We start from the raw sequence: 14,286 nt of genomic DNA on the forward strand, positions 1-14,286 counted from the left end.
GTCAGACCTTTTCGACCCTGACGGCATGCGCCATGTGATGCGGCAGTTCGACCTGCTCGTGTCCGGGGATGACGATCAGGACGCTGCCGTGCTCGGTGGCCTGCACCGTGACGCGCGCGTTCGGGACAACCCCGGCGTCTTTGAGCCGCGCGATCAAATCGGCGTCGCCCTGGACGTGTTCGGTCAACTGGCGTACCCGGACGGCGACCGGGAATCCGGTGGGCAGTTCGGTGAGCCGGACGAGGCTGACGTCGGAGTCGCCCGTCGGCATGACGCCGAGTTCGGCGAGGCCCGGGATCGGGTTGCCGAACGGGGACGTGGTCGGGTTGTCGAGTACCTGGACCAGGCGGCGTTCGACGTCCTCGCTCATCACGTGTTCCCAACGGCACGCCTCGGCATGCACTTCTTCCCACGGCAGGCCGATCACGTCGACCAGCAGTCGCTCGGCAAGCCGGTGCTTGCGCATCACCGACACCGCCAGCGAGCGGCCCTTGTCGGTCAGTTCCAGGTGGCGATCACCGGCGACGTGCAGCAGGCCGTCGCGCTCCATCCGCGATACCGTCTGGCTGACGGTGGGGCCGCTCTGCTCGAGTCGTTCGGCAATGCGCGCACGCAGCGGCACCACGCCCTCTTCTTCGAGGTCGTAGATCGTCCGCAGGTACATCTCGGTCGTATCGATCAGATCGTTCATGCCAAATCCTCCAGGCCTCCGCCGCGTGCCAGCTTACCGGTTTGGCCGGGTCAGGCAGGCATCCACCACGGCGCAGCGGCGGTGTGGTGCGTGTGGCGATCGGCAACGACCGGATGGGGCACCGAAAACGGTGCCCGCCGGAGCAGCCGGCGGGCACCAGGGGTGTGCAGTTATGGGTGTGCGGTCAGCTCGCGTAAGCCCGCAGCCGTTCGGCACGCTCGCCGTTGCGGAGCTTCGACATGACCTCGCGCTCGATCTGCCGGACCCGCTCACGCGACAGGCCGAACAGCTTGCCGATCTGGTCCAGCGTGCGGGGCTGACCGTCATCGAGGCCGAACCGCAGCCGGATCACCTGCTGTTCGCGCTCGTCCAAGGTCGCCAGCACGTGCCGGATGTCCGTGTGCAGCAGCTCCGAGATCACGGCGTTCTCGGCGGAGAGCGCCTCGGAGTCCTCGATGAAGTCGCCGAGCGGGGCTTCCTCGTCGGTGCCGACCGGCATGTCCAGGCTCACCGGGTCGCGGCTGTGCTCGAGGAGGTCGTTGATCTTCTCGACCGGGATGCCCGACTCTTCGGCGAGTTCTTCGTCGGTGGCTTCACGGCCCAGGCTCTGGTGCATTTCGCGCTTGATCCGCGCCAGCTTGTTGACCTGCTCCACGAGGTGGACGGGCAGCCGGATGGTGCGGCTCTGGTCGGCCATGCCGCGGGTGATCGCCTGACGAATCCACCAGGTGGCGTACGTCGAGAACTTGAAGCCCTTGGCGTAGTCGAACTTCTCCATCGCCCGGATGAGGCCGAGGTTGCCTTCCTGGATGAGGTCGAGCAGCGGCATGCCGCGGCCGGTGTAGCGCTTGGCCAGCGAGACCACGAGGCGCAGGTTGGCTTCGAGCAAATGCCGGCGCGCGGCCTCGCCGTCGCGGACGACGGCCGCCAGGTCGCGCTTGCGGTTGTCGCCGAGTCGCTTCTTGGTCTCCAGCAGATGCGCCGCGTACAGGCCCGCCTCGATCCGCTTGGCCAGTTCCACCTCGTCCTCGGCATTGAGCAGGGCGGTCTTACCGATGCCGTTCAGGTAGACGCGCACCAGGTCCGCGGCGGGACTCTGGGCGTCAAGGTCGGAATCGATACGGCTTGTGGTGGCTTTTGCCATTTGCGGCCTCCTGCTCGTGCTCAGCTCGAACTGTCACTTGCTTCAACGCGGAAGCAGCAGGAGAAGTTCCCGAAGTCTTCTCTGCGCATGGCCTCTGACCTGCGGTTTTTCGCGGTCGACCTGAGAATGTCCTTAGAAAGGAGAAAGAATGAAACTCAGGTGGCGGTCAGGGCTCGACGTCGCCGTCGATGACGTGATGCCCGTCCTCGATTGCGGGGCGCTCAGCGCCCGGGACCATGGGTGCCCGTCGGCCCGCGTCGTAGCGGCGCGGCTCCTCTGCGGTGCGCGGCGGCCGGTCGTTGGCGATGAGCACCGCGATCCAGGGCAGCGGGATGGATGCGATGAGGATGGCCAGGGAGATCAGGCCGTTGTGCCAGATGCTGTAGGCCAGGGCGGCCAGCAACAGCGCCGGTATGCGGAACGACATGATGGTCAGGTAGCGGCGCACGCGGGCTCGGTGCTGCTCTTCGTAGGCGGGTGCTGCGCGAGTGATGAGGACCGGCCGACCGTCGTCGTCGAAACTCAGCTCAGGGCCGTGTTTCATCTCTCTACTGTCCCACATCCGGCTCCGTGCCGCCGCGACCGGTTCGCCCGAAGTGCCACAATGAGTCCATGCAGACCGACACCCTCGAACGCACCGATTCCGATGAACAGGTCGACGACGGTACGGACGACGACCGACCTAAGCACTTCCACTATGTCAAGAAGGACAAGATCGCCGAGAGCGCTGTCATGGGCACCCATGTCGTCGCGCTGTGCGGCGAGGTGTTCCCGGTGACCAAGTCGCCCAAGCCCGGTTCGCCGGTGTGCCCCGACTGCAAGCGCATCTACGAACAGATGAAGAAGTAGCCGCAGCCCGTCAGGCCGGCGGCTCCGCCGGCTCCACGGGCTGATCGCCGGTGAGGGTCTCGGTTTTCTCCTCGAGCCATTCGCGCAGGCGCCGGGCATGCGTGTCCGGCGCCGGCCATTCCTCCTGGATCGCGGCATTGAGTTCGGCGCCGAGCATGATCGCGAAGCCCAGCGCGAACGCGAACAGCAGGAACGCGATCGGCGTCGCCAGTGCGCCGTAGGTATAGCCGGTCTCGGTGATCCAGGTCAGGTAGAACCGCAGCCCCACCGTCGCCACCACGAAGACCACGGTCGCCAGTACCGCCCCGAACAGCAGCCGATGCGTCGGCAGTGGTTTGGGCAGCGACACCCGGTAGAGCACCGTCACGGCCAGCATGATGCCCAGTAGCAGCGCCGGCCAGTACCCGTACTTCATTGCGTTGGCCCAGGTTTCGGGAATGTGCTGGGCGATCTTCATCGGTCCGATGGCGGCCACCGGAGCGGTCGCGATCACGAACAGCAGCATGACCAGATACAGCCCGAGAGCGTAGAACCGCTGCCGCACGGGATGGCGCAGCGGCGTCTGGTCATGGGCCTCGACGACGGCGTCGACGAACGCCGAGATCGCCGATGAGCCCGCCCACAGCGAGATGACGAACCCTAGGGACACCACCTCGCCGCGGGCGCCCACCGCGATATCGCGGACGGTCGGCTGGATGATCTCGTTGATCACGTTCGGCGAGAAGAAGTTCTTCGCCGTCCCGATCAGCTGTTCCTGGATCATCGGCAGCGTCTCGGCACCGAACAACGGAGCCACGTACGCCAAGCTGCCCAACATGCCCAATAACAGGGGCGGTAGGGACAGCGCCGACCAGAACGCCGCCTGAGCGGACTCCGAGAAGATCGAGTCGTCCCAGCTTTTCGCCAGCGTGCGCCGGATGACCCGAAGCACGTGATGACGTGTCGGCTTGATCGGCTGCGTCTGGTCGTTCATGACCAGACCAGCATTACCGAAGAGATCCCATCAGGACTGTATTTGAGGTGACCGGCGGGTCACTCAGTCCTCGGCGCTGATCTCCAGCACGGCGGCCAACTCGACCAACTTGGATTCGTGTTCGTTGGCGTGGTGCTGGCAGAACAGAAGTTCCATGCCGGACGGCAGGGTAGCGCGAACGCGGGCGGCGGCACCGCACCGGTCGCAGCGGTCGGCCCGTGTCAGTGTCGGGCCCGTCAGAGTTGCGTTCATGGCGCCTCCTTCTGCTCGTCGCCGCCTGGGCGCTTTGCCGGTTACACATCTCTACTCTGTCAGACGATTTGGATTCCAGCGTTGTTCCCCAGGTGTTCACGGGTGTGTCGTGTCTCACCTATCTCTGGAGTTGCGGGCGCGGCAGGCTGACCGCATGATCGCCGAGCCCGCAGTCCTCGTTCATCTGTGTAGTGAAACGGATTGGGCCCGTGCTCAGTTCGATGGCGAGCTTCGGCCGCCGTCGCTTGCCGAGGTCGGGTTCGTCCACCTGTCGGCGCCGGAACAGGTCCACCTGCCGGCCAACCGCCTCTACCGCGGTCACTCCGACCTGATCCTCCTGGTGTGTGACCCGCAGCTACTGGGGTCACCGGTTCGCTGGGAGCCCGGGGTGCCGACGGATCCCGCCTCGATGCTCTTTCCCCATCTGTATGGGGCTCTGCCCGTCGCCGCGGTGACCTGCACCGTGCCCTACCAGCCTGGTGCCGACGGCGCTTTTGTGGTCCTACCGGCGAATTTCGGCACTCGTGGTTCTGGTTGACGGAAACCGAATGACACTTTGAGAAATCTGTCCACTCATTGGGAATGCGGTCCGAATCACGATCAGGGGATTGGCACGATCTCGCGCGTAAATATCCCCGAACCGGTGAGAGGGCATGATCAACCACACCAATCCTGAAGACGCGGCCGGTAAGCGCCGTCGCGCACGGAGGCTGAAGGGACTCGGTGTCGCCCTGGCGGCGATCGCCCTTCTGGTCATGTCGGCGCTGCCGGCATGGGCGGCCGAGAACATGACCATCACGTTCATTCGGCACGGTCAGTCGTATGGGAACACCTCGGGCAACATCGACACCCAGGTGCCGGGTCCGGTTCTGACGCCGGACGGCCAGCAGCAGGCCAAGGACATCGCGGCCAAGCTCGGCGACCGTAACTTCGACGCCATCTACGCGTCCACGATGGTTCGGACGCAGCAGACGGCGACGCCGCTGTCGCAGTACCTGGGTCTGCCGATCCAGGTGTTGCCTGGCCTGCAGGAGATCGAAGCCGGCAAGTACGAAGGCACTCCGGAGCGCGCCGGCATCTTCGGCTACCTGACGGCGCCGCTGGCCTGGGCGGGTCTGTCGGTGAGCCCGCCGCCCAACATCAGCTTCAACCCGATCACCCCGAACCTGGACGCGTTCATCCCGTCGGCGGCGGATCCGACGACCGGTCTCAACGGCCATCAGTTCGAGGACCGGGTCAACGGCGCGTTGCAGACGATCTACAACAACGGCGATCGCAACGCGGCGGTGTTCTCGCACGGCGGCACCATCATGATCTGGACGATGATGAACGCCAAGAATCTGAGCGCTGAGCAGAAGATCATGCTGTTCACCCAGCATCCGCTCGGCAACACGGGCGTAGTCGTCGTCGAGGGCAACCCCGAAGACGGCTGGAACCTGGTCGAATGGAACGGCGTCAAGATCGCCGGCATGCAGAAGGGGCCGATCGAGCAGGTGCTGACCCAGGTCCGCACGCTGAGCCGCCAGCTCAACTCGGTGGTGCAGGATGTCGCCGCGGCGTTCCAGATCGGAAACGTCGGCACGATCCTGACCGCGATCAACCACGGGGCGGCCGACGCGCTGTTCTCGACGGCCAAGTTCGTCCGCGCCATCAACGCGCAGGTCATTGGTGGTGTCACCACGGCCATCGACAACCTGCAGAAGAAGCTGGCGCCGTCTGCTCCGGCTGCGGGCACGCAGACTACCGCCCTGACCTCGGGCGCTGCGGCCTCGCCGGCGGCGTTCTCTGCTCCGGCTCCAGTCGCGGCCAAGGCTGCGGCGGCGGTTCGGACGGGTGACTCGCCGGCCAAGGTTGCCGACGCCCCGGCTTCGGACAACAAGGTCGAGGGTCAGGTCACGGCCGATGGGGCCCAGTCTGGTGCCGATGGGGCCCAGTCTGGTGCCGACGCTGCCAAGGCTGAAGGTCAGGCCACGGCTGACAAGGCCAACACCAAGGCTGACGACACGAAGGCTGCGGCGGAGGCGAAGAAGGCCGCGGCCAAGGCCAAGGCCGATGAGAAGAAGGCTGCGGCGGAGGCCAAGAAGGCCGAAGCCAAGGCCAAGGCTGACGCCAAGAAGGCCGCTGCGGAGGCGAAGAAAGCCGAGGCGAAGAAAGCCGAGGCGAAGGCCAAAGCCGAGCCTGCCAAGGCCAATGCCAATGCCAACGCCGGCGCTGGAACCGCCGACTGACGGCTCCCGGTCGGACGGATCGACCCCCTTCTCCTCGGAGAAGGGGGTCGGTTTGCGTCAGCCCTGCGGGTGGGCGGAGAGCAGCAGGTCCCTGGTGATCTCCAAGTGCCCCACGTGCTGTGCGATGTCGTGCAGGATGTGCAGCAGTGCCCACTCCGGGGTGGCGGTGGCCAGCACCGTGGCGCGGGTGGTACCGCCACGCACCCCGTCGGCCACCGAGCGGTCCCGGATTCCTTCGGTGACCGCCACCTCGACCCAGACGGGGAGGCGCTGCTGCAGGGCCGTCAGCCGTTCCAACAGCTCGTCGACCCGCCCCGTGGCGGTGAACTCGCTGTCGCGGTCCCGTGGGATTCGTTGTCCGGCTATGAAAGAGCCCGCCCAGTAGTCGACCACGCCGATGCAGTGGTTGACGATTGCGTAGCAGCTGTTCGCGCCGGCGAGGTCGGGCCGCCGGTTGGCGAGGTCGTCACCGAGGACCGTGAGGATGTCGGCCATCGAGGTGAAGCATTCGGCCGAAACGTCCAGCAGTGCTTGGCCCAATGGGTGTTCCGAGGTTGGCATGCGCGAGAGCTTTTCACACGCAGGACTTTTCCCGCCTCAGATTTTTGGGCAGCGGGGGAGTCCGGCCTCTGGTCATCAATCTGACGCGAGCGTAAAATTTGACGGTTCGAATCCAACCAGTGACCCGACGCCGGAGGCTTTCATGCACACCAAAACTGTCCTGGCTCTTGCCGCTGCCGCGCTGCTGGTCGCGCCCGTCGGCCCGACATCCGTCGCCCAGGCGGCGCAAAGCTCAACTGATACCACGACCTTCAGTCCACAGCCGACGGTCGCAGCGCAACCGATGAACTGTCGCGGCGAAACCGGCGACCACGGGTGCGGCGCGGGGTGGATCTGGAACGGCAACAGGTGCGTGCCCTGCTGACCCGCTGACTACGAAAACTGCCCCGAAACCGCAGTCTCGGGGCAGTTCGTTGAGCGGGGTTAGTCCAGGTAGTCGCGCAGGACCTGCGAGCGCGACGGGTGCCGCAGCTTGCTCATGGTCTTCGACTCGATCTGACGGATGCGCTCACGCGTGACGCCGTAGACCTGGCCGATCTCGTCGAGGGTGCGCGGCTGGCCGTCGGTGAGGCCGAAGCGCAGCCGGACGACGCCCGCCTCACGCTCGGACAGGGTCTCGAGCACCGACTGCAGCTGGTCCTGCAGCAGCGTGAACGACACGGCGTCCACCGCCACCACGGCTTCGCTGTCCTCGATGAAGTCGCCGAGCTGGCTGTCGCCCTCGTCGCCGATGGTCTGGTCCAGCGAGATGGGCTCACGCGCGTACTGCTGGATCTCCAGCACCTTCTCCGGCGTGATGTCCATTTCCTTGGCCAGCTCTTCGGGCGTGGGTTCGCGACCCAGGTCCTGCAGCAGCTCACGCTGGATGCGGCCGAGCTTGTTGATGACCTCGACCATGTGGACGGGGATACGGATCGTGCGAGCCTGGTCGGCCATGGCACGCGTGATGGCCTGACGAATCCACCAGGTGGCGTAGGTCGAGAACTTGTAGCCCTTGGTGTAGTCGAACTTCTCGACCGCACGGATCAGACCGAGGTTGCCCTCCTGGATCAGGTCCAGGAACGCCATGCCGCGACCGGTGTAGCGCTTGGCCAGCGACACCACCAGACGCAGGTTGGCTTCCAGCAGGTGGTTCTTGGCGCGGTCGCCGTCACGGCAGATCCACTGCATGTCGCGACGCTGCGCGGCGGGCAGCTTCTCGCCCTTCTCCATCAGCTCTGACATCAGCTGAGTGGCGTACAGGCCGGCTTCGATGCGCTTGGCGAGTTCGACCTCCTCCTCAGCGTTGAGCAGCGCGACCTTGCCGATCTGCTTGAGGTAGGCGCGCACGGAGTCGGCGGATGCGGTGAGTTCGGCGTCCTTGCGGGCCTGACGCAGCGCCTCGGATTCCTCTTCGTCCCAGACGAAGTCGCCGGATGCCTTGTCCTTCTCGGACAGCTCGGCGGTGTCATCGGACTCGTCGCCTTCGGGGGCTTTGGGGGCGGCCTTGGCGCTTTCCGCGGGGGCATCCCCGTCGGCTACACCGTCTTCGGTGTCGTCTTCGTCGTCATCGCTGACGTCGGCCTCGAGTTCGTCGTCGAGTTCCAGGTCGGCGTCGTCGACGTCCAGATCGTCGCCGGGCTCGACGGCGAGATCGTCGACGTCGGTGGCGTCGTCGGTGCCGATGCCGTCCTCGGGCTTGGTCGAGTCAGTGGCCTTGCGGGGGCCGCGCTTGGCGGGGGCTTTCGCCGCAGCCTTCTTGGCGGGGGCCTTGGCGGCGCGCTTGGCCGGCGCGGCCTTCGCGGCCGCCTTCTTCGCTGGGGCTTTGGTGGTGCGCTTCACCGGCTCGTCGGCTGTCTCGCTGGCTTTGGTCGCTACCACGGCCACCCTTTCGGTCTTTCGTACATCGGTGGCGTGGGCGTGCGCCACCGAAAAGCGTCGGCTGTCGAATATTGGCGTCGATCTTCGATCGGATGTTCGCCGCTATCCGTTCAGGCGGCCGCCGTTGACCATTGTAACGACATAGTGCCCGGAAGCCGTATCAGCGGCAGGTTCGGTGCGTTGGCGGGCTGCTAATGGTGGTGCAGAGCGCCGTCGGCGGCCATCGCCGCGCCCACGATGCCGGCCGAGTTCTGCAGCGTCGCGGCGACCACCGGCGTGCGGTTCTTCAGCAGCGGCACCCACTTGTCGGCCTTCTTGCTGATGCCACCGCCGACGATGAAAAGGTCCGGCCAGATGGCGTTTTCGACCGCCACAAGCACCTTGGTGACCTCCACGGTCCAGCGTTCGTACGACCAGTCCTTGCGCTCCTTGACCGACGACGCGGCGCGGTGCTCGGCTTCCTTGCCGTCGACCTCGATGTGGCCGAACTCGGTGTTGGGCAGCAACACGCCGTCGTAGATCACCGCCGAACCGATGCCGGTGCCGAACGTCAGCAACACGACCAGGCCGTGCACGTCCCGGCCCGCGCCGAACTTCTGCTCGGCCAGTCCGGCGGCGTCCGCGTCGTTGAGCACGGTCACGTCCTGGCCGTGCAACCGCGAGGCGAACATGTCCCGGACATTGGTGCCGATCCAGCTGCTGTCGACGTTGGCCGCGGTGCGCACGATGCCGTCAGTCACCACGCCCGGGTAGGTGACCCCCAGCGGTCCGGTCCAGCCGAACTCGCGGACCACCGCGGCGACGGTTTCCGAGACGGCTTCGGGAGTGGCCGGCTGCGGGGTGGGGAGCCGGAAGCGCTCACCGATCAACTGGCCGGTCTCCAGATCGACGATGCCGCCCTTGACGCCGCTGCCGCCGACGTCGATGCCCAGCGCTCGATGCTGCGAGCCGTCTGTCGTCGCGATGGGCGTCTCGGTCATCTGCACTCCTTGGAGGGGGTGGGCTACAGGGCGCGACCCACACCCTAACCGCGTGTGCTGCGATAGGTGTCATGACAGCACGCGAACCCGAAAGCGGCACCGCACCTGCTGCGCTGCGCGCGCTCGCCGAGCAGTTGGCGACCGAGGCCGCCGGATTCGTCCGCCGGCGGCGCAGTGAGGTTTTCGCCGGTGCCCAGCAGGACCGCGGCGCGGTACGCACCAAGAGCAGTCCGACCGATCCGGTGACGGTGGTCGACACCGAAACGGAGCGGCTGCTGCGGGAGCGCCTGGCGGCACTGCGGCCGGACGACGCGATCCTGGGCGAGGAGGAAGGCGGCGTGGCGCAGGCTCCGGCGGGGGTGCCGGTGTGGGTGCTCGATCCCATCGACGGCACGGTGAACTTCATGTACGGCCTGGGCGCCTATGCGGTGTCCGTGGGCGTGCAGATCGACGGCGTGTCGGTGGCCGGTGCGGTGGCCAACGTCGCGACCGGAGCGGTGTTCTCGGCCGCGCGCGGTCACGGCGCCGTGGTCGTCCGGGACGGGCTGTCAACGGTCTTGCGCTGCAACGCCATCGACGAACTCCCGATGGCGTTGGTGGCGACCGGGTTCGCCTACGAGCGCACGCGTCGGCGGCGCCAGGCCGGTGTGGTGGCCGAGCTCTTGGCAGAGGTGCGGGACATCCGCCGGGTCGGCTCGTGTGCCCTGGACCTGTGCATGGTCGCCGCTGGACAGCTCGACGCGTACTTCGAATCCGGTGTGCACGTGTGGGATTGGGCGGCTGCGGCACTGATCGCCGAGGAAGCGGGCGCAGTGGTCCGACTGCCCGCGCCGGGCGCCGAAGACGACGACCTGGTCGTCGCCGCGGCACCCGGGGTGTTCGCGGCGCTGGCCGGGCAGTTGGAGCGGGTCGGCTACCGCTAGGGCCGAATGGTCGCACCCGCCCCGCCAGCGGGAGGTGCCCCCACATCGCGGCTCGTACCTCGCCGCTTGATCGTCGTACGACTAGCAGGTCCCGCTGTGGATCTTCGGCAACAGCGACGTGTCGGCCGGCTGGGTCGCGTCCGGCTTCAGGCTGGCCAGCATGGCCTCGATGTCGTCGCTGTGGGCGAGCTCGTTGAATTCGGTGCCGATGGCCAGGTCGACGGAGTCGTCGGGCCGCTGGTCCTGGAACAGCTGGGTGCACGGCGCGACGAGCCACAGCGCGGCCGCGGCGGACTTGCCGGCCGGCCCGAACCGGATCTGGCCCTGGCATTCCATCCGGGTGCTCGCATACACGGGGTCGTTGCTGGCCGCGGGCTGACTGAATCCGAGGTCGCGCAGCTCGCCGGCGACCTCAGAGGCCTGGCCGCCCTGTCCGCTGGCGTTGAGCACGCGGATCTTGGTGTCGGCGAGCTTGGCCGGTACCACATTGACCATCGACGATTGCGACACCTCTTCGCCGAGCTTCGGCTGGTTCGGCTCGCTGGGCGCCGGCGGGGGATTACAGGTGATCGCCTGGTGGATTTCGGCCGGCTGGTTGGCGACGACGAGCCACGCGACCAGTGTCGCCACGGCGAGTACTGCGAACAGAACCGCGGCGGGCACGTAGTTGCGCCGCCGGAACGGCCGGCCGTGCTTGTCGAAGGCTGTGCCCTCGGTGATTTGAGCGACCACATGTGCACTGTAGATGCCCCGCTTCCTGCGTGATTACCAAGCACCCCTAGCGCGTGTGATGCAAATCACATACAATCGGCGCGCTTTCTGGGCACGAATCATTTGGTAGAAGCGTTCGACGCTGGTACAAAGCTCTGCTGCAAGGTAACGGAGGGGATGACCATGGCTACCGATTACGACGCCCCGCGGCGTTCTGAGACTGACGAGGTTTCCGAGGACTCTCTGGAGGAGCTGAAAGCACGGCGCAACGAGGCGCAATCCGCCGTCGTCGACGTCGATGAGACCGACTCGGCCGAAAACTTCGAGTTGCCGGGCGCTGACCTGTCGGGCGAGGAACTCTCGGTCCGAGTGGTGCCCAAGCAGGCCGATGAGTTCACCTGCTCGAGCTGTTTTCTGGTGCAGCACCGCAGCCGTCTCGCCAGCGAGAAGAACGGCGTGATGATCTGCACCGACTGCGCCGCCTAGGGATCCACGCAGAGCCGAATGGCCGGTTTTCGCACGCTTACCGCGTGCGGGAACCGGCCATTCGGCGTCTCAGGGGCGTTCTAGCGCCCTTGCAGCGCCGCCAGGATGCGGTCCGGATGGCGAGTGCTCACCAGCCAGTACGGCGTGGGGTCGTCCGGATCGTCGAGGACCACGAGGATCAACGGGCCCACCCAGGCCCGGTGCACGACGTACGCGGCCGGGTCGAGCTGCCGCCCCAGGGCCGCCGACTTCGCTGACCGCGGCACCTCGGCCGACCGGGAGATGACGCTGGTCGGGATGTGTGCCGGTCCGACCCACAGCTCGGTTTCGGCGTTGGGTCCGGTTCCGGTGCTGACCACGCGCAGCTCGACGCGCCCCATCCACACCAGCGTCGCCGCGGCGACCGGCAGCAGCACGGCGAACGGCGCCCACGTCGGCACCCCCGACACGCCCTGCACCACTTCCAGTGCGATCAGGGCCGCCAACCCGAAACCCGGTAACCACCACCACAAAGGCACTGTCAACCGCTCCCGGTAGCGGACGGTTTGGGTGGCTGCTCGCGTGTCTGACACGCGGCCAAGGGTAGTCTGTGCGGTCGTGTCCACCTCTCTGGCGGTAGTTCGGTTGGACCGGGATCTGCCGATGCCGGCCCGGGCTCACGACGGCGATGCCGGCGTCGATCTGTTCAGCGCAATCGACCTCGAACTGGCCCCCGGCCAGCGCGAGTTGGTGCCGACGGGGATCGCCGTCGCAATACCGCACGGCATGGTCGGCCTGGTGCACCCGCGCTCGGGATTGGCCATCCGCGTCGGCCTTTCGATCGTCAACGCGCCCGGCACCATCGATGCCGGGTACCGCGGTGAGATCAAGGTGGCGCTCATCAACCTCGATCCCAGCGAGCCCATCACCGTGCATCGCGGTGACCGGATCGCGCAGCTGCTGGTGCAGCGGGTCGAGCTGCCCGAGCTGGTCGAGCTCACGTCGTTCGACGAGGCGGGGCTGGCAGACACCTCACGTGGCGCGGGCGGCCACGGTTCCTCCGGCGGACATGCGAGTTTGTGATGGTATTCGAGTTCAACTCCGAAGAAGACGGCCCCTTCGACGTCGAGGACTTCGACGACCCGGCCGACGCTGAGGCGGCCCGCCTGGACCTAGGTGGGGTGCTCGTCCCGGTGCCCGACGGTTCACAACTCAACGTCGAGGTCAACGAGCAGGGCGTGCCGAACGCCGTCTGGATCATGACGCCCAACGGGCGCTTCTCCGTGGCCGCGTACGCGGCGCCGAAGACCGGTGGGTTGTGGCGTGAGATCGCCGCCGAACTGGCCGAGTCGTTGCGCAATGACAACGCGCAGGCCCGGATCGAAGATGGGCCGTGGGGCCGCGAGGTTGTGGGCTTGCCCGTGCCGCAGCCCGGCCAGCCGCAGGTCGTGATGCGGTTCATCGGCGCTGACGGTTACCGGTGGATGGTGCGTTGCGTCGTCGTGGGCACCGAGGAGACCATCGACGCCATCGCCGATGAGGCGCGAACCTCGTTGGCGGACACCGTCATTCGCCGCGGTGACACGCCGCTGCCGGTCCGTAGCCCACTGCCGGTGCAGCTGTCCGAGCCGCTGCTGGAGCAGTTGCGCGCGGCCGCCGCCCAGATGGCGCAGCAGCAGATGGAGCAGGCTCAGCAGGCGCTCGAACAACTGCAGCAGCACATGCAGCAGGAACAACAACCGATGGGCGAGGGTGAAACCGGGCCTGATGCCCGGCGCAGCGAGCAGGGCTCGGCCATGCAGCAGCTGCGCACCCAGCAGATGGGCACCATCACAGGAGGCTGACGGCCTCCCGCAACGCGGCCACGCAGGCATCGCCCAGCACGGTCGGCTGTTCCCCCATCGCATCGAGGGTGACGGTCCGCAGCGCGGCCCTGGGGGCCGCCACGGCCCATTCCGCGGCGACCGCGACAGGGTGGACGGCATCGTCGACCGCCCCCGCGACGCCCATGGGCACCTGAAGTTCTGCCAGCTGGTCACGAGTCGGCCCGGCGTACGCCGCTGCCTCGTCCATTGCGTCCGGCAGCCCCGGCCACTGCGCTGTCCACGACCGCGTCAGTTCGTCCGCGAGCCAGGCCGGGCTACCCGCCCGCATGCCGGCGACGGCCGCGTCCAGCCCGACCTCGCGCAGTTGCCGCGCGGAGTAGCGGGCGGCCTGCGCGGCCGGTGCGCCGTCGGAATCGCCCGTCCAGGCGGGCAGGGCGGCCAGCACGGCAACGCACTGGTCGGGGTGCTCGAGCGCCCAGTTCGTCGCCACCGCGGCGCCCAGCGACACCCCACCGACGATGATCGGGCCGTGCTGTGCGGCGGCGTCGAGCGCTTCGAGATAGCCGGCGATCAGGTCGCCCGGCAGCGGCCGTGGGGCGATCACCACGGCGCCGGCTTCGACCAGGGCGCCGCCGAAGGCCCGGCGGATGTAGTCGTCGTCAGATCCCGTTCCGGGCAGGAGTACCGCGGTCATCCCTGGCAAGTTGGCCGTCATCCTTCGATGGTGCCCGGCGGCCGGAACAGCGCGGACAAGGGGGTCGGGCCGGGTGTGCGGTCCACTGAGCGGGACAACGGAGATATATCCCGCGCCGAAATGGCGAAT

The 14,286-nt window shown here is 67.2% G+C and carries 18 protein-coding genes; 7 read left to right on the forward strand and 11 right to left on the reverse strand.

Features of this window, described 5'->3' with window-relative positions:
• Position 1: 1 nt before the first annotated feature.
• The 3 genes from ACX12F_RS11975 to ACX12F_RS11985 all read right to left on the reverse strand — a co-directional run bounded on the left by ACX12F_RS11975 (position 2) and on the right by ACX12F_RS11985 (position 2,379).
• Entirely contained in the window at positions 2-691 is a 690-nt protein-coding gene (locus tag ACX12F_RS11975; RefSeq protein ID WP_459369761.1) for an iron-dependent transcriptional repressor DtxR, read from the reverse strand.
• A gap of 184 nt (positions 692-875) precedes the next feature.
• Positions 876-1,835 (reverse strand): sigma-70 family RNA polymerase sigma factor, encoded by a 960-nt coding sequence (locus ACX12F_RS11980; RefSeq protein ID WP_459369762.1) that lies wholly within the window; start codon positions 1,833-1,835, stop codon positions 876-878.
• 166 nt (positions 1,836-2,001) lie between these two features.
• The gene (locus ACX12F_RS11985; RefSeq protein WP_459369763.1) at positions 2,002-2,379 is read right to left on the reverse strand and encodes a DUF3099 domain-containing protein; all 378 of its coding nucleotides are present in this window, start codon (positions 2,377-2,379) and stop codon (positions 2,002-2,004) included.
• A gap of 68 nt (positions 2,380-2,447) precedes the next feature.
• On the opposite strand from ACX12F_RS11985, the gene ACX12F_RS11990 reads away from it, so the two are divergent.
• Complete coding sequence (locus tag ACX12F_RS11990; RefSeq protein ID WP_029105322.1) at positions 2,448-2,684, forward strand: DUF3039 domain-containing protein; 237 nt, start codon at positions 2,448-2,450, stop codon at positions 2,682-2,684.
• 10 nt (positions 2,685-2,694) lie between these two features.
• Here the strand turns inward: ACX12F_RS11990 and ACX12F_RS11995 are convergent, their stop codons facing one another.
• Positions 2,695-3,657 carry a YihY/virulence factor BrkB family protein gene (locus ACX12F_RS11995; protein WP_459369764.1) on the reverse strand — a complete coding sequence of 321 codons (963 nt, stop codon included), beginning with the start codon at positions 3,655-3,657 and terminating at the stop codon, positions 2,695-2,697.
• Between the two features lie 63 nt (positions 3,658-3,720).
• The gene (locus ACX12F_RS12000; RefSeq protein WP_459369765.1) at positions 3,721-3,909 is read right to left on the reverse strand and encodes a DUF7455 domain-containing protein; all 189 of its coding nucleotides are present in this window, start codon (positions 3,907-3,909) and stop codon (positions 3,721-3,723) included.
• Between the two features lie 154 nt (positions 3,910-4,063).
• Here ACX12F_RS12000 and ACX12F_RS12005 point away from each other — a divergent pair, with 154 nt between their 5' ends.
• Positions 4,064-4,447, forward strand: a complete 384-nt coding sequence (locus ACX12F_RS12005) for a DUF952 domain-containing protein (protein WP_459370325.1) — start codon at positions 4,064-4,066, stop codon at positions 4,445-4,447.
• Positions 4,448-4,562: 115 nt separating this feature from the next.
• Positions 4,563-6,137 (forward strand): histidine phosphatase family protein, encoded by a 1,575-nt coding sequence (locus ACX12F_RS12010; protein ID WP_459369766.1) that lies wholly within the window; start codon positions 4,563-4,565, stop codon positions 6,135-6,137.
• A 57-nt stretch (positions 6,138-6,194) separates the two neighbouring features.
• On the opposite strand, the gene ACX12F_RS12015 is transcribed toward ACX12F_RS12010, so the two are convergent.
• The 3 genes from ACX12F_RS12015 to ppgK all read right to left on the reverse strand — a co-directional run bounded on the left by ACX12F_RS12015 (position 6,195) and on the right by ppgK (position 9,538).
• Positions 6,195-6,698, reverse strand: coding sequence for a mycothiol transferase (locus ACX12F_RS12015; protein WP_459369767.1), 504 nt, complete (start codon positions 6,696-6,698; stop codon positions 6,195-6,197).
• A 423-nt stretch (positions 6,699-7,121) separates the two neighbouring features.
• On the reverse strand, positions 7,122-8,558 hold the full coding sequence (locus ACX12F_RS12020) for an RNA polymerase sigma factor (RefSeq protein WP_459370326.1): 1,437 nt from the start codon (positions 8,556-8,558) through the stop codon (positions 7,122-7,124).
• A 191-nt stretch (positions 8,559-8,749) separates the two neighbouring features.
• Positions 8,750-9,538, reverse strand: a complete 789-nt coding sequence (ppgK, locus tag ACX12F_RS12025) for a polyphosphate--glucose phosphotransferase (protein ID WP_459369768.1) — start codon at positions 9,536-9,538, stop codon at positions 8,750-8,752.
• A 71-nt stretch (positions 9,539-9,609) separates the two neighbouring features.
• Here ppgK and ACX12F_RS12030 point away from each other — a divergent pair, with 71 nt between their 5' ends.
• Entirely contained in the window at positions 9,610-10,461 is an 852-nt protein-coding gene (locus ACX12F_RS12030; RefSeq protein ID WP_459369769.1) for an inositol monophosphatase family protein, read from the forward strand.
• 81 nt (positions 10,462-10,542) lie between these two features.
• Here the strand turns inward: ACX12F_RS12030 and cei are convergent, their stop codons facing one another.
• Complete coding sequence (cei, locus tag ACX12F_RS12035) at positions 10,543-11,193, reverse strand: envelope integrity protein Cei (RefSeq protein ID WP_459369770.1); 651 nt, start codon at positions 11,191-11,193, stop codon at positions 10,543-10,545.
• Between the two features lie 162 nt (positions 11,194-11,355).
• Here cei and ACX12F_RS12040 point away from each other — a divergent pair, with 162 nt between their 5' ends.
• Complete coding sequence (locus ACX12F_RS12040; RefSeq protein WP_029105318.1) at positions 11,356-11,658, forward strand: DUF4193 domain-containing protein; 303 nt, start codon at positions 11,356-11,358, stop codon at positions 11,656-11,658.
• 80 nt (positions 11,659-11,738) lie between these two features.
• Here the strand turns inward: ACX12F_RS12040 and ACX12F_RS12045 are convergent, their stop codons facing one another.
• Complete coding sequence (locus ACX12F_RS12045) at positions 11,739-12,230, reverse strand: DUF3093 domain-containing protein (RefSeq protein ID WP_459369771.1); 492 nt, start codon at positions 12,228-12,230, stop codon at positions 11,739-11,741.
• Between the two features lie 25 nt (positions 12,231-12,255).
• Between ACX12F_RS12045 and dut the strand changes: the two genes are divergently transcribed.
• Positions 12,256-12,720: a dUTP diphosphatase gene (gene dut, locus ACX12F_RS12050; protein WP_459369772.1), complete on the forward strand. Its 465-nt coding sequence runs from the start codon at positions 12,256-12,258 to the stop codon at positions 12,718-12,720.
• The gene (locus ACX12F_RS12055; protein ID WP_459370327.1) at positions 12,720-13,481 is read left to right on the forward strand and encodes a DUF3710 domain-containing protein; all 762 of its coding nucleotides are present in this window, start codon (positions 12,720-12,722) and stop codon (positions 13,479-13,481) included. Before dut ends, ACX12F_RS12055 begins: the two co-directional genes overlap by 1 nt.
• Here the strand turns inward: ACX12F_RS12055 and ACX12F_RS12060 are convergent.
• On the reverse strand, positions 13,468-14,178 hold the full coding sequence (locus ACX12F_RS12060; RefSeq protein ID WP_459369773.1) for an alpha/beta hydrolase: 711 nt from the start codon (positions 14,176-14,178) through the stop codon (positions 13,468-13,470). The two genes, ACX12F_RS12055 and ACX12F_RS12060, sit on opposite strands and share 14 nt — an antisense overlap.
• Positions 14,179-14,286: the final 108 nt, after the last annotated feature.

It is taken from the genome of Mycolicibacterium sp. HS_4_1, from assembly GCF_054515875.1.

Bases quoted from the DNA above. Each gene is read 5' to 3' on its own strand.
- ACX12F_RS11990 (WP_029105322.1), top strand. From the start codon at position 2,448: ATGCAGACCGACACCCTCGAACGCACCGATTCCGATGAACAGGTCGAC.
- ppgK (WP_459369768.1), bottom strand. From the start codon at position 9,538: ATGACCGAGACGCCCATCGCGACGACAGACGGCTCGCAGCATCGAGCG.
- ACX12F_RS12010 (WP_459369766.1), top strand. From the start codon at position 4,563: ATGATCAACCACACCAATCCTGAAGACGCGGCCGGTAAGCGCCGTCGC.
- ACX12F_RS12030 (WP_459369769.1), top strand. From the start codon at position 9,610: ATGACAGCACGCGAACCCGAAAGCGGCACCGCACCTGCTGCGCTGCGC.
- ACX12F_RS12055 (WP_459370327.1), top strand. From the start codon at position 12,720: ATGGTATTCGAGTTCAACTCCGAAGAAGACGGCCCCTTCGACGTCGAG.
- ACX12F_RS12000 (WP_459369765.1), bottom strand. From the start codon at position 3,909: ATGAACGCAACTCTGACGGGCCCGACACTGACACGGGCCGACCGCTGC.
- ACX12F_RS11985 (WP_459369763.1), bottom strand. From the start codon at position 2,379: ATGAAACACGGCCCTGAGCTGAGTTTCGACGACGACGGTCGGCCGGTC.
- ACX12F_RS11995 (WP_459369764.1), bottom strand. From the start codon at position 3,657: ATGAACGACCAGACGCAGCCGATCAAGCCGACACGTCATCACGTGCTT.
- ACX12F_RS12040 (WP_029105318.1), top strand. From the start codon at position 11,356: ATGGCTACCGATTACGACGCCCCGCGGCGTTCTGAGACTGACGAGGTT.
- ACX12F_RS12015 (WP_459369767.1), bottom strand. From the start codon at position 6,698: ATGCCAACCTCGGAACACCCATTGGGCCAAGCACTGCTGGACGTTTCG.
- ACX12F_RS12005 (WP_459370325.1), top strand. From the start codon at position 4,064: ATGATCGCCGAGCCCGCAGTCCTCGTTCATCTGTGTAGTGAAACGGAT.
- ACX12F_RS11975 (WP_459369761.1), bottom strand. From the start codon at position 691: ATGAACGATCTGATCGATACGACCGAGATGTACCTGCGGACGATCTAC.
- ACX12F_RS11980 (WP_459369762.1), bottom strand. From the start codon at position 1,835: ATGGCAAAAGCCACCACAAGCCGTATCGATTCCGACCTTGACGCCCAG.
- ACX12F_RS12060 (WP_459369773.1), bottom strand. From the start codon at position 14,178: ATGACGGCCAACTTGCCAGGGATGACCGCGGTACTCCTGCCCGGAACG.